Annotated in this window: 16 protein-coding genes; 12 read left to right on the plus strand and 4 right to left on the minus strand. The window is 33.6% G+C overall.

What is annotated here, in order from left to right:
* Positions 1-5: 5 nt before the first annotated feature.
* A complete protein-coding gene (locus UH1x_RS20045; protein WP_036154788.1) occupies positions 6-773 on the minus strand; it encodes an XRE family transcriptional regulator in 768 nt (255 codons plus the stop codon).
* Positions 774-912: 139 nt separating this feature from the next.
* On the opposite strand from UH1x_RS20045, the gene UH1x_RS20050 reads away from it, so the two are divergent.
* From UH1x_RS20050 to UH1x_RS20090, 9 genes are all read left to right on the plus strand, one after another.
* Positions 913-2172 (plus strand): putative DNA modification/repair radical SAM protein, encoded by a 1260-nt coding sequence (locus tag UH1x_RS20050; RefSeq protein ID WP_482623922.1) that lies wholly within the window; start codon positions 913-915, stop codon positions 2170-2172.
* A 208-nt stretch (positions 2173-2380) separates the two neighbouring features.
* Entirely contained in the window at positions 2381-3157 is a 777-nt protein-coding gene (locus tag UH1x_RS20055) for a TIGR03915 family putative DNA repair protein (protein ID WP_482623924.1), read from the plus strand.
* A gap of 354 nt (positions 3158-3511) precedes the next feature.
* The gene (locus UH1x_RS20060) at positions 3512-3817 is read left to right on the plus strand and encodes an ArsR/SmtB family transcription factor (protein ID WP_482623926.1); all 306 of its coding nucleotides are present in this window, start codon (positions 3512-3514) and stop codon (positions 3815-3817) included.
* A gap of 38 nt (positions 3818-3855) precedes the next feature.
* Positions 3856-4095: a thioredoxin family protein gene (locus UH1x_RS20065; RefSeq protein ID WP_482623928.1), complete on the plus strand. Its 240-nt coding sequence runs from the start codon at positions 3856-3858 to the stop codon at positions 4093-4095.
* Positions 4096-4105: 10 nt separating this feature from the next.
* Positions 4106-4513, plus strand: a complete 408-nt coding sequence (locus UH1x_RS20070; RefSeq protein ID WP_482623930.1) for an OsmC family protein — start codon at positions 4106-4108, stop codon at positions 4511-4513.
* Positions 4506-5480, plus strand: a complete 975-nt coding sequence (locus tag UH1x_RS20075) for a permease (RefSeq protein WP_482623932.1) — start codon at positions 4506-4508, stop codon at positions 5478-5480. Before UH1x_RS20070 ends, UH1x_RS20075 begins: the two co-directional genes overlap by 8 nt.
* 12 nt (positions 5481-5492) lie before the next feature.
* Complete coding sequence (locus UH1x_RS20080) at positions 5493-6803, plus strand: FmdE family protein (RefSeq protein WP_482623933.1); 1311 nt, start codon at positions 5493-5495, stop codon at positions 6801-6803.
* Positions 6804-6877: 74 nt separating this feature from the next.
* Positions 6878-7438: a hypothetical protein gene (locus tag UH1x_RS20085; protein ID WP_482623934.1), complete on the plus strand. Its 561-nt coding sequence runs from the start codon at positions 6878-6880 to the stop codon at positions 7436-7438.
* On the plus strand, positions 7438-7866 hold the full coding sequence (locus tag UH1x_RS20090; protein ID WP_482623936.1) for a hypothetical protein: 429 nt from the start codon (positions 7438-7440) through the stop codon (positions 7864-7866). Before UH1x_RS20085 ends, UH1x_RS20090 begins: the two co-directional genes overlap by 1 nt.
* A gap of 13 nt (positions 7867-7879) precedes the next feature.
* On the opposite strand, the gene UH1x_RS20095 is transcribed toward UH1x_RS20090, so the two are convergent.
* Positions 7880-8884, minus strand: a complete 1005-nt coding sequence (locus UH1x_RS20095) for a sugar kinase (RefSeq protein WP_482623938.1) — start codon at positions 8882-8884, stop codon at positions 7880-7882.
* Positions 8885-9065: 181 nt separating this feature from the next.
* Here UH1x_RS20095 and UH1x_RS20100 point away from each other — a divergent pair, with 181 nt between their 5' ends.
* Both UH1x_RS20100 and UH1x_RS20105 read left to right on the plus strand, forming a co-directional pair.
* The gene (locus UH1x_RS20100; protein ID WP_482623940.1) at positions 9066-9707 is read left to right on the plus strand and encodes a GyrI-like domain-containing protein; all 642 of its coding nucleotides are present in this window, start codon (positions 9066-9068) and stop codon (positions 9705-9707) included.
* Positions 9708-9826: 119 nt separating this feature from the next.
* Positions 9827-10867, plus strand: coding sequence for an alpha/beta hydrolase (locus UH1x_RS20105; RefSeq protein WP_482623941.1), 1041 nt, complete (start codon positions 9827-9829; stop codon positions 10865-10867).
* A 26-nt stretch (positions 10868-10893) separates the two neighbouring features.
* On the opposite strand, the gene UH1x_RS20110 is transcribed toward UH1x_RS20105, so the two are convergent.
* Positions 10894-11424: a hypothetical protein gene (locus UH1x_RS20110; RefSeq protein ID WP_482623943.1), complete on the minus strand. Its 531-nt coding sequence runs from the start codon at positions 11422-11424 to the stop codon at positions 10894-10896.
* A 160-nt stretch (positions 11425-11584) separates the two neighbouring features.
* Between UH1x_RS20110 and UH1x_RS20115 the strand changes: the two genes are divergently transcribed.
* Positions 11585-12628, plus strand: coding sequence for a ThuA domain-containing protein (locus tag UH1x_RS20115; protein WP_482623944.1), 1044 nt, complete (start codon positions 11585-11587; stop codon positions 12626-12628).
* Positions 12629-12639: 11 nt separating this feature from the next.
* On the opposite strand, the gene UH1x_RS20120 is transcribed toward UH1x_RS20115, so the two are convergent.
* A complete protein-coding gene (locus tag UH1x_RS20120) occupies positions 12640-13107 on the minus strand; it encodes a nuclear transport factor 2 family protein (RefSeq protein ID WP_482623946.1) in 468 nt (155 codons plus the stop codon).
* Between the last annotated feature and the right edge of the window lie 52 nt (positions 13108-13159).

Raw genomic sequence — 13159 nt, forward strand, 5'->3', positions numbered from 1 at the left:
ATAGTTTAATTAACCTTCTTAACATGTTGTAATTGATCTTTTAACTCTTTCATAGACTCTTGTAATTGTCGTAGTAGTCCGCTATCGGTAGTAGCATCTACATTAAACGTTATTTTGCTACTTACTTCCCAAATTTCTTGAATTTGAAAAGGCTTAATATCATAAGGTGGATATGTTTCGTTCAAAGAAATCAACGTTACATTATTTGAATTTGGTCGCTTCTCAACCTTTTTAACCATTATAGAATCTTGTAAAACTACCACGTACATTTTGTTTGCGCTTACATAATCTATATGTTCAATTGCCCTAGCTAAAACCCACTCACCCGGATGTAAATTAGGCAACATACTATCACCCTCTACTTGAAACCCGCGATAGGTTGCATTTCTAAATTCAGGAATAGGTAAATCAAAAGCTGGTAATTGTTGATACCAACTGGTATCGGATATATTTTGTGGATATCCTGCCGCTGCTTTTGCATTCACCAAAACCATGTTATCCCTATTGGCAGAATCTACCGTTACTACCTTAGGTATTACACTTGTCTTAGAAGTCTCTAAATACTGTTCCTCACTCTCGCCAAATAACCACAACGGATTAATCTTGAATTGTTTTAATAATTCTGAAACCACTTTACCGGAAAGTTTAGTCCTACCTCGTTCTATATCTGCAGTTGTACTAGAGACACCAATCAAGGCAGCAAAATCCGCCTGTGTATAACCCAGTTCCCGTCGTAAATCCGTAAATCGTTTTAATGTCAATTCATTTTCCATAATATAGCTTGGTATCAATCAAGTATTTAGCATTCTCGATACATCAAATATAGTGATTATGGATTATATCCAAAATATTATTTGGATTATTTCCATAATTAGGAATTATTCCATAATTTTGGATTAATTACAAATTGCTATGGATTTTAATAGAATAAAGGAAAAATTAAATATACTCGCGGATGCTGCTAAATACGATGTGTCTTGTTCTAGTAGCGGCAGTAACCGTAAGAATAAGGATAATGGCTTAGGAGATACTGGAAACGGAATTTGTCACACATACACAGAGGACGGCCGTTGTGTTTCTTTATTAAAGATCTTACTGACCAATCATTGCATTTTTGATTGCGCCTATTGTGTAACACGTAAAAGTAACGACATACAAAGAGCTGCTTTTAAAATTCAAGAGGTAGTGGATTTAACCATTAATTTCTATAGAAGAAATTATATAGAAGGTCTGTTCTTAAGTTCTGGCATATTTAAAAGTGCAGACCATACAATGGAAAGACTTATTTCTGTAGCTAAAAAATTGCGTGAAGAAGAAAATTTTAACGGATACATTCACTTAAAGTCTATACCAGGCGCCAGTGATGAACTTATGTATGAGGCCGGTTTATATGCTGATCGTTTGTCGGTCAACATTGAAATCCCCACTATCTCCGGCCTTAAACTATTGGCTCCAGACAAAAAACATGAAGACTTCATTAAACCTATGCAAAAGGTAAAAGATGAAATTATTCGTTATAAAGAAGAGCGAAAAATCATTAAAAGCACTGCCAAATATGCCCCTGCAGGACAAAGTACCCAAATGATAGTAGGTGCAACAGGCGAAAGTGATAAGGACATCATGTACTCTGCAACTCATTTTTACAAGAATTATAAAATGAAACGCGTGTATTACTCTGGTTACGTACCCATTTCTACAGATAGCAGATTACCTTCTTTAGGTTCCGAAGTTCCAATGCTTCGTGAAAACCGACTATATCAGACAGATTGGCTACTTCGTTTTTATGGTTTTAGCGTGAACGAAATATTAGATGCGGACAATCCTAATTTAGATATGGACATAGATCCCAAACTAATGTGGGCACTTAGAAACCTAAATTATTTTCCTGTAGATATTAATAAAGCTGAACCACGAATGTTGGCAAGAATTCCTGGTATAGGAATGGGCTCTGTTCATAAAATTATAAGTGGTAGAAAGTACCGTAGTTTAAACTGGGAACATCTTAAAAAAATGGGAATAGCGCTTAACCGAGCTAAATATTTTATCATCTGTAATTCCAATGATTGGGAACGAAGAGATTTAGATGCTTCCACGATAAAGGGAATGATTTTACAATCTCAAAATGGAAAATTCAAAAATCAATATAACAATCAATTATCATTATTTAATTAAAGTATAACTTAATCATTTTTTTCGACTATGGAAAACCTAAATAGCACCCTTAATTCACAGAATTTATCAATGTTTAGTACTGTGGTTGACCGTAGTCAAAGTCAAATGTTAGCCCTGGGATACCAAATGGTATTATTAAAAACTAAAATTAAGAAAAGGCTGAAAATTGTATCTCGAATCTTTTTCTTCAACTTCTAAAACTGTTTATATGAATACTTCAAAAACTTTAGTTTACGATGGTAGTTTTAATGGTTTTTTGACCGCTGTTTTTGTCGGCTTTGAACAAAAATTATCTCATGCCGATATTCAAAAAAATAGTCAATTTCAAAGTGGACTATTTGCTGATACTGAAACTATATTCACCAATATTGATAAAGCACAACGCGTTTGGAACGGAGTGCGAAAAAAAAGTAATTCGGCAATAAAGAACATATACTTTGCTTTTTTAAGTGAGCAGAATAATATTGAGGCCCTACTCTATCATTATATTCAAAAGTTAATGGGAGGCATGTACCTAGGCACTACGGATTTTAGCGATGCGGGTGTTTTAAAGATTAACCAATTAGCGCATAAAGTAGGAAGAGAAAAGCATAGAATGGAGGCTTTTGTACGGTTTCAATTGACCAAGGATGATGTTTATTTTGCCAATATAGAACCAGATTTTGATGTGTTGCCATTAGTATCCAAACACTTTAGAAATAGATATGCGGATCAGCAATGGATTATTTACGACCTAAAACGCAAGTATGGTATTTTTTATGATTTACAAACCGTAGAAATTATTTCGCTTGATCTTACTGATATTCATACTAATAGTATTGAGAAGAGCGATGCTTTTACCGTTGAAGAATATGAATATCAAGACTTATGGAATAACTACTTTAAAAGTACCACCATTAAATCTCGTATTAACACCAAATTACATGTGCAACATGTACCAAAGCGTTACTGGAAATACTTGTCCGAAAAAAAGGAAGCGGTTTAATAATTTTAACTTTCTTTCTTCATCGCTGTAATTCCATTTGAATTTTAGATTTCTAAATCAATAAATATCTGAAATCCTTTATACTGATATGCCCTTAGATAGTTTTCTTAATTAATAATCTATTCTCAATTCTATTTATAAATATTTAGAGGAATCATAACTTCAAACCTATATAGTAGAGATTCATTTTATCTATTTTTATAATTAAGTAGTGATTTAAAATTATACGCACTTCCCAACATCTTCCTTCTTTTCAAATATAAATTGCGTTTAGAAAGCCCCCTCTTAAATTTTCAATCATGACCTAAGTCATATTTTAGAATAATTACCCATCGTACATTTACGATAGTAATTATGAAAAGAAGTATAAACCATATAGAATATAAAGAGGATACGGAAGAATTAGCCCTATTGGCTAAGGCTTTAGGTCACCCTACACGAATTGCAATTTTAAAATACCTAAAAGATCGCTCAAGCTGTTTTACAGGTGATTTAGTAGATGTATTCCCCTTAGCCCAGTCTACAGTTTCCCAACATTTAAAAGAATTAAAAAACGCGGGACTAATTAAAGGTGAATTAGAGCCTCCTAAAATTAAGTATTGTATTAATAAGGATAAATGGAACACTACTAGAATCTTATTTAAACAATTTCTAGAATAATAAACATAAACGTTCAAAGACATTAAAATAACAATAGCATGAGTAAAATAATAAAGATTTTAGGCATAGGTTGTCCAAAATGCCAATCTATGACCGGCGTGGTAAAAGAAGTAGTTTCTGAAAACAACCTAGATGCAACTATTGAAAAAGTTGAGGACATTATGGAAATAATGAAGTTTAATGTAATGACAACTCCCGCATTGGCGATTGATGGTGTAATTTCTATTAAAGGTAGAGTACCTACTAAAGCTGAAGTTCTTGCTCTATTAAATGAATAAACACAGCATTATGAATTATCAAATAAAGGCTTTTTCCAACTTCAGTGATGATGCAGTAATTCATATAAAGGAATCTGAGATAGATTTTGGAACCACGGCTAAAACATCTGAGGTATTACCAAATCCTGCTGAATTATTTTTAGGGTCATTTGCCGCTTGCATGCTAAAAAATGTGGAACGATTTTCTGAAATGATGAAGTTCAAATACGAGAGAACCGATTTAATAGTAAAGGCTGTTAGGCTTGACCACCCTCCAAGAATGGATAACATAGTCTACAATCTAAATATTTATAGTGACGACAGCAAACTGAATATTGATTTGCTGAAGAAGAATATTGAGAAATATGGAACCATATACAATACGGTAAAACAAGTTTGCCAAATTGATGGAACAATTATAAGAACACCCAATGTTTAATTGGTTACAACATTTTGCTGATTGGCTTATATACTCGGTATTTAGTATTGAAATAGGCTCTCACCTAGGTGATGCATTAAATTTCTTTGTGTATGATACCCTTAAGATTCTAATACTTTTGTTTATCATAGTTTTTATAATGGGAATTGTAAATGCCTATTTCCCTATTGAACGTTTAAAAGATTATCTACACAAGAAGAAACTATACGGTTTAGAACATTTTTTTGCTTCTATTTTTGGCGCTATTACACCTTTCTGCTCCTGCTCTTCAGTACCTTTATTCATTGGTTTTGTGCAAGGCGGAATTCCATTAGGCGTAACATTTGCATTTTTGATTACATCTCCTTTGGTAAATGAAGTGGCAGTAGCCATGTTTTTAGGGCTGTTCGGTATAAAAGCTACTTTAATTTATGCCGTTTCCGGTATTGTTCTAGGAACCATTGGAGGCTGGCTTCTAGGAAGGTGTAATTTAGAACCACTACTATCTGATTGGGTCAAGCAAATTCTTGATAACAAACAACAACAATCTCAATTTCAAGGGCAACAACTCACTTTTTACCAACGTCTTCCGGAAATTTCGCGCAGTGCTTGGGACATTGTCAAAGGAGTTATTGTCTATGTCATTATCGGTATAGCAATAGGTGCTGCCATGCATGGATATGTACCAGAGAATTTCTTTAATAATTATTTGGGTGGTGATCACTGGTGGACAGTTCCATTAGCTGTTCTACTTGCCGTACCTATGTATGCGAACGCTGCAGGCATTGTACCGGTGGTTCAAGTATTTGTAGCAAAAGGGGTTCCGTTAGGCACTGCTATTGCTTTTATGATGGCAACAGTGGGGTTATCAATACCTGAAGCTACCTTACTTAAAAAAGTAATGTCCGTAAAACTGATTTTTATATTTTTTAGCGTAGTAACCCTTTGTATTATCATTTCTGGATATTTATTTAATCTCATTTTATAACATCACTTTACAATGAAAAATCACTACTTATTTATTTTTAGTTTCTTTCTACTATTACAAACTGTAATTGGTCAATCCATTTCAGAAGTTCATTCTATTGGTGCAATGAAGGATATGGGTAATACGTACCAAACAAAGGTATGGCTTGATACACTACCCATTAAAAAAAATATGTTTGGTATGGGACCTTATGACAGAATGAAAGGAGAAATAACTGTTTTTGATGGCAAACCTTTTCATGCTTCGGCATTTATTGAAGGTAAAGCAGTTGTTAGTCAAAGTTGGGATATTCGCTCTCCATTCTTTGTTTATAGTAATGTTGAGTTGTGGGAAGAATTTACATTAAACGGTCCGTTGAACAATACTGAAGACATTCAAAACAAAGTAGCCGAAATTGCTGTTGAAAAAGGTTATAATTTAAAAGAGCCTTTTGCATTTAGAATAGCTGGTGTGTTTGACCAAATGACACTTCATATAGTTACTCCAAGAAATAGTGAGGTGGAAGGTTATAAGCCTGAAATTAAATCTCAAAAATTCAATTTCACAAATGATAATGGGGAATTATTGGGTTTTTACTCTGAAAAAGATCAGGGCATCTATACGGGTTCAAAAAGTTTTGTTCATGTTCACTATTTAAGAGATGATCAAACCTTTATGGGACATCTAGATAATATAAAAACCAACGACCGATCTTTTAAATTGTATCTACCTAAAATAGGAACCAGTATAAATTCTACCATTCACTTAAATGATACTGATTTCTCAAAAGGTCGTTTAGGAAATATACAACAGATAGATATTGAAGACCTAGTTAAATTTCATGGTCACCTTTGTGATGGATTGGTTGTAGGTCATCTTGCCCTGCAACAAGCCCTTCATGAATTATACCCTGATGGTACAGTTGACCGCACCAATACAAGAATTGTAAGTAAGTCCTCCCCTTGCCTGACCGATGCTGCAATTTATAACACAGGCGGAAGATATCAATTCAATACGTTTTACATTTCAAATGAAATGAAAGAACTGTATACAGTACAAAGAATAGACACTAAGAAAACTGTTACAGTAGCCATGAAATCTGGTTTAAAACCTAAAGAAATTGACATACTTGGCTCAATTGCCGTAAAAGGAGAATTACCATCTTGTGAATTGGATAAATTAAAGGCTATGGAAGATGAATTTACAGAGAAACTCTTAATTACTGATCCTAAGAATAATTTTACAGTTACTGAAACAACAGATTTTGACTGGAATCCTATTTTAAAATCCGACTACCTAAAAACTGATGTTATTAATAAAAATAAAGCCACATGTAAGGAGTAGAATCAAATCATATTCTTGAACTTTGCCTAAGATGTAATCATGTTTTTAAAAACCCGTAAAATTTAACTTACGTAATGAAAAAAAACAAAGCGATCCGTAGGTTTACGATAGCGACTGTTTTAATTGTGCAAATTGTCTTTCTACTTTTAATTGCTAAAAATAATTACGACAGTAATAATTTTTTTTCCATAGTAGCTATACTTTTAATTTCTGTCATAGTCTTGCTTGGTCATGGCTATCTGGACCTACATCATAGTAAACATGATTATGAAAAACTATCTGTTGTCATTTGGGTACCAATAGGTGCTATTGCTTGCCATTTACTCAATGTAAATTATGAATTGGGTAGTGTTTTATCTGCAGGCATAATTGGTACATTGGGCTCATTTACCCCAAAATTAAATAAGCAATCTGACTATTACAAAGAACTACCAACAGCAATATATTGCGGTGTGTTCGTTGGTATGTCCAGTAATACCATTACCCCTACACTGGGATTTGTAATTGCCGCAGGAATCATCGCCGGATTATTTTTTCTATTATCAAAAAATCTATTTATTGGTATTGGCGGTAAGTTAGGTACTATGGCTTTTCTTGGTGTTTTTATTGTCTATCTACTTAATCTAATTGCTTAATGAACAATTTTATCATAATAGTTACCGGAATTTTAGGTGCAACAACAACTTTTTATGTGAGTCATCACCATAATCAAGGTGCAGTAAGGGCATCTGCCCTTTTATCACTTTTAGTAGGCTTATTTTTTTACTATTTCCCTGATTTGTTAAATACATACCTAACCAAAAACATACCTGTAGTATTTATAGGAACTTCTTTCATAGGTATGATTTCAACAACCACTAGAAGAAGTTACATTCATTTGGCAATTGCAGGATGTCTGTTTAGCATTATTTATATCAATAAGAACAATTTATTTCAAGGTTTTGGCGGTGCTCTTGGTGCCCTGGCATTTATTGCGCTATTAACCACCTTTTCTTTTTCATTTGCATTTTCTAAAAGTATTTATAAGCTAAAAGCGATACTTAGATTACGCAAGTGGAAATAAATGTAATGATATCTCAACGCTTTAATCTACCGGTAATATTTCCTGCAATTATATTATTGACCTCATTAACGGTAGCAAAATTGACGTCTCCTTCGTAGGTATGTTTTAAAGCACATGCTGCGCTGGCAAACTCCATAGCTTTATAATCTTCATATTCTTGTAACCCATAAATTAGTCCTGCCGCAAAAGCATCTCCCGTACCTATACGATCAACTACATGGGTGATATCAATATCTTCGGTTTCCCTAAACTCATGACCATTCCACATGCGTGCTCTTATTTTATGCCAAGAGGAGTTCAAAGAAGTCCTTATTTTATCGAATACTTTTTCAATACTTGGAAATTCTTTAATCAACTGCTTGCTAGCCTCAATAAAATCATCATTTTCATAACTAAAGTCCGTTCCTAAAACCTCGTTGATTTCATTTACACCGCCAATAAATATGGTAGAATAATTTAGTAGTTCTATAAGTGCTTCTTTAGGGTCTTGACCATATTTCCATAAACCACTACGGTAGGTTGGATCAGCAGAAACAGCTAAACCTTTTTCCCTAGCTAATTTTAAACCCTCTTTTAATACGTCAAAAGCTCCTTGAGATAAGGCTGGTGTTATCCCTGTCCAATGTAACCATTCGCCACCTTCCAATGCAGTTTCCCAGTTAACTTTAGATGGTTCTATTTCAGAAAATGCGGAATGGGATCGGTTATAAGAAATCATGCTAGGTCTAATTACGGCTCCCACTTCTAAAAAGTAGACTCCCAAGGGTCTTTTAGATTTAACTACCGCTGATGTATCCACTCCAAACTTTTGAATATAGGTCAAAGCAGTATCTCCAATAAAATCATCGGATACGGCACTAATATGTTTTACATTCCCTCCAAAATTAGAAATGGAAATTCCTACATTCAATTCTGTTCCTCCAAAATAAAATTCAACAATATTAGATTGAACAAACTTCTTATTACCCCTTGGTGAAATTCGCATTAATACTTCACCGAATGTAATGACCTTACCCATAATATAAATTTTATCCTAAAATAGCCATTGCACAATTAAAAACCATAGTTGTTAAAAAATATATCAAAACAAGAGATAAATGAATGATATCTATGCAACAAAACTGTTATGAAATACTACAATTTGCATAATACCTATGTTATAAGTGCAACCTTCTTCCTTATTTATTTACTTTGTTTATATGAAGTCTACATTAAAACATGAGTGGAGAAAAACGGAGAAAGGTATTTATATGCCAAAAAATAAACCTGAACTCATTAATGTTCCAAAATTTCAGTATTTGAGCATACATGGTGAAGGAAATCCAAGTAGTTCTCTTTTTACAGAACATATTCAAACTTTATACAGCGTTGCATATGCTATTAAAATGACTTTAAAAAAAATGACAATTGTACCTGAAAACTATATTGACTGGACGGTTTACCCATTAGAAGGTACATGGGATATTTCTGAAAGTGCAAAAAAGAATTATAAATGCGTACTAAATAAAAATGAACTGGTTTATCATTTAATGATTAGGCAACCGGCATTTATATCTATTGATTTTTTTAATGAAATGCTAGAACATACTAAAAAAAAGAAACCACAAAGACTTTTAGATCGTATACAGTTTACAGAAATTACCGAAGGTCCATGTATTCAAATGCTACATATTGGTAGTTATGACAATGAAATTGAAACCTTTGAAAAAATGGAAGCTTTTGCCATGTCAAAAAACCTAAAAAGAAAGTCTAAAGTTCATAAAGAAATCTATTTATCTGATTTTAGAAAGGTTGCTGAAGAGAAGTTAAAAACCGTTTTACGTTTTCAATTAGAGGTATAAAAATTTATGCAATATATCACAAAGCAAAATAAAAGTTAAGATAGGCACCTTACACCAATAATTAGAATTAGGAAAGATATCTTCGTAGCATCCATATTCATCATCAAATCATCAACAAAATGCAATTAAGGAATATCATTTTCTTTTTCATATTACTTACCACTAGTACATCTTTTGCTCAAAAAAAAATTGCTGAAGCTAAGTTTATTAGTATTGGTGGTATTGATCAATGGATTACCATTAACGGAAGCGACATCAGCAACCCTGTAGTTTTGTTAATACATGGTGGTCCGGGTAGTAGTATGAGTCATTTTAAAGATGATATCTATGCTGAATGGCAGAAAGAATTTACCATTGTTCACTGGGACCAGAGAGGTGCAGGCAGAACATTTGGCAGAAATTGCCCTAAAGAAATCAATGATGAATTCTACACTAACAATCTGCTATCGATTTCAGATATGACCAATGACGGTATTGCTGTTACTCAATATATACTTAAACGTTTAGGTCAAAGAAAAGCGATATTGATGGGTACTTCATGGGGTTCAATTCTTGCTACGAAAATGGCGCAGAAGCATCCAGAATTATTTCATGCCTATATTGGTCATGCTCAATTTGTGGATTTTACTAGAAACATTGATGACGCCTATTCACATGTATACAAAATAGCAAATATTAAAGAAGATACCCCTACCCTTTTAAAACTTAATGATTTAGGTCCGCCGCCTTACCAAAAAGCTAAAAACTACGGTCAACTTTTACGTGTAGTAAAACAGTTTGAAAAAGAATTTGCAGATCCTGCCCCATCTAACTGGTGGAAAATTGCTGCAGAATACGAAAACAATGAAGATAGTAGAGATAGATATAACGGTGATGATTACTCCTTTTTAAACCTTGTTGGTGACAAAACTATTGGCGTACCCTCCATGGTTAGCAATATTGATTTTGACAAAACCGCACTAACCTTTAAACTACCAATATTCATGATTCAAGGGGAACATGATATTTTATGCTCTAAAGAGTTGAACAAACCATATTTTGAGAAAATTAGGGCTCCAAGAAAAGAATATGTAATCGTTTCTAATGCAGCCCATGGATTTAATGAACATATTATAAAGAAGCAATATGAAATTGCAAAATCGCTCCGTGTGCAAAATTGAAATATGCAATCTTCAATACAAAAGAGCTACTTACCTGATCTCTCTCCAATAAAATGGTCGCTTTTTGCTTTAAAGAGAACATTAAATGTGGTTAAACTACCATAAATACGGGTAATGTACTGCTGTAAGTCTATTTTTTCCTGATCATCTAAATTCTTACTTGCATTTATTTTTTGCTCCATAACACGTATACGATCACGTACCATTACTATTTTATGAAAAAATGTATTAATAGGTATTTCTTTGTTACTACCGCCACTTTCACCTGGCTCTAAAACTATATTTCCGCCTTTCCATTTATCTGCAATAGCTACACGCTGGGTTGCATCACTCCATTTTTGTAAAATAGCAACCAATGAACTTTCTACATCAAAAAAACTTACGGTATCCACTTCATTATCAATAGCTTCTATAACCTCAAAATCAGCATCAATCTCAATAGTTTCCAATCCTTTATCCATGAATGTAACCCAATACATATTGCTAGACACATTAGTGATTACTCCCTTACCATATTCTGCATGTAATATTCTAGATCCTATTCCTAATATTTTCATTGTACTCTAATTTTGTTTCATGCTAATTTAAGATCAGTTTTTATCATCAGCAAAAAGAAATCTACTTTTTGTTCTTTACTTATTGTTGTCTGTTTTTTGCCATCTTAACTTCTTCATGTACATTTAAAGTCAACATTGGAATTAACCATAATACATCAACATGAAAAATTTAATGGCAGTTGTTTTATTTAGCTTATTACTTACAGCTTGTGGAGAGAAAAAAAAAGCAACAGTAGAACAAGTTCAACCACCGGCTAAATTAAAAGCTTTAATTATTGACGGACAGAACAACCACTACGTCTGGCCAAAAACTACCATGATGATGAAAGATTATTTAGAACAAACCGATTTATTTACGGTAGATGTTCAAAGAATGGACTCTGTTTGGTTGGGTATTAAATACAATAAAGATAGACCAGAAACTTACCATTCATTTATAGAAACTTACCCATTAGAAGATAAGACCTATCATATTTCCGAGAGTCCTATTCAGACTTCAGAATTTACATTTAATTTCAATGATTATGATGTTATTATTTCTAACCTAGGTGCCGATTCACCATTGTGGCCAGAGGGAACTAGAAAGGATTTTGAAGCCTATATGAATAACGGTGGTGGTTTAGTGGTTGTTCATGCGGCCGACAATGCTTGGGGAGAATGGGACGAGTATAATAAAATGATCGGTTTAGGTGCATGGGGAGGACGTGATGAGAAGTCTGGACCGTATGTATATTATAACGATGCAGGTAAAATTATAAAAGATCCGTCTGAAGGAGTTTGTGGCTCTCACGGACCGGAGTATAAATTTCAATTAACAACCAGAGCACCGGAACACCCTATAATGAAAGGCATACCTGAGAAATGGTTGCACACACCAGACGAAATGTACGAACGCATGAGGGGACCGTTTGAAAATGCTACAATATTGGCAACTGCTTTTGCGGATGTGGAGAAAAATGCTCCGCCATGGGACCCTAACGTTAAGGGCTTAGGACAGAATGTACCGCAGTTAATGGCTATCAATTATGGTAAAGGACGTGTATTTCACTCTACATTAGGCCATTTTGATTACTCCATGGAATGTGTTGGTTTTATTACAACTTTACAACGTGGTGCTGAATGGGCAGCAACAGGAAAGGTTACTCAAGAAGTTCCAAAAGATTTCCCATTAGCTGATGCCTCAAATTCAAGACCGTGGAAATAGTATGCTATTAATTAGTCTGAAACCGGCTTGCAATCTTCCTTTCTTCTAGAATCAACTAGATATATAATTTTCCAAGCATCTTCTTCTTTAAATAACTGAAAGGAGTTAACTCCGCAATGACTGAATTCTCCATTGTACCAAAATTCATATGGCGCCCAAACGTGCGCCATACCACCATCAATTTGTATTTTATAATCCAAAATCTTTTCATGAAAAGGTATAGAATCTGGTGTGGTAATCATAAAGTTTATTAAATCATTAAAATTCGTATCACTAACAATCATCTTACCTAGCACATTTAAATTTACCGTTTGCATTTTAATATCGGCATCTACAACACGCTTCATCGCTAATTCATTTTTACCGTTTAAAGCATAAAAAAAAGTCTCTACCGCATACTTTACCTTCACCTCTTCTTCTATTTGGGCATTGACCAAACTATATGTTAAAAATGCAAATAGAATAATGATATTGTTCATGTTTCCGCTTCGATTAAGAATTCACTGTAAAATTAATTAATTATTAATTGTA

The sequence above is a fragment of the Maribacter sp. UH1 genome, from assembly GCF_056839145.1.

Coding starts and splice junctions, on each gene's coding strand:
- UH1x_RS20045 (WP_036154788.1), bottom strand. CDS start 773: ATGGAAAATGAATTGACATTAAAACGATTTACGGATTTACGACGGGAA.
- UH1x_RS20050 (WP_482623922.1), top strand. CDS start 913: ATGGATTTTAATAGAATAAAGGAAAAATTAAATATACTCGCGGATGCT.
- UH1x_RS20055 (WP_482623924.1), top strand. CDS start 2,381: ATGAATACTTCAAAAACTTTAGTTTACGATGGTAGTTTTAATGGTTTT.
- UH1x_RS20060 (WP_482623926.1), top strand. CDS start 3,512: ATGAAAAGAAGTATAAACCATATAGAATATAAAGAGGATACGGAAGAA.
- UH1x_RS20065 (WP_482623928.1), top strand. CDS start 3,856: ATGAGTAAAATAATAAAGATTTTAGGCATAGGTTGTCCAAAATGCCAA.
- UH1x_RS20070 (WP_482623930.1), top strand. CDS start 4,106: ATGAATTATCAAATAAAGGCTTTTTCCAACTTCAGTGATGATGCAGTA.
- UH1x_RS20075 (WP_482623932.1), top strand. CDS start 4,506: ATGTTTAATTGGTTACAACATTTTGCTGATTGGCTTATATACTCGGTA.
- UH1x_RS20080 (WP_482623933.1), top strand. CDS start 5,493: ATGAAAAATCACTACTTATTTATTTTTAGTTTCTTTCTACTATTACAA.
- UH1x_RS20085 (WP_482623934.1), top strand. CDS start 6,878: ATGAAAAAAAACAAAGCGATCCGTAGGTTTACGATAGCGACTGTTTTA.
- UH1x_RS20090 (WP_482623936.1), top strand. CDS start 7,438: ATGAACAATTTTATCATAATAGTTACCGGAATTTTAGGTGCAACAACA.
- UH1x_RS20095 (WP_482623938.1), bottom strand. CDS start 8,884: ATGGGTAAGGTCATTACATTCGGTGAAGTATTAATGCGAATTTCACCA.
- UH1x_RS20100 (WP_482623940.1), top strand. CDS start 9,066: ATGAAGTCTACATTAAAACATGAGTGGAGAAAAACGGAGAAAGGTATT.
- UH1x_RS20105 (WP_482623941.1), top strand. CDS start 9,827: ATGCAATTAAGGAATATCATTTTCTTTTTCATATTACTTACCACTAGT.
- UH1x_RS20110 (WP_482623943.1), bottom strand. CDS start 11,424: ATGAAAATATTAGGAATAGGATCTAGAATATTACATGCAGAATATGGT.
- UH1x_RS20115 (WP_482623944.1), top strand. CDS start 11,585: ATGAAAAATTTAATGGCAGTTGTTTTATTTAGCTTATTACTTACAGCT.
- UH1x_RS20120 (WP_482623946.1), bottom strand. CDS start 13,107: ATGAACAATATCATTATTCTATTTGCATTTTTAACATATAGTTTGGTC.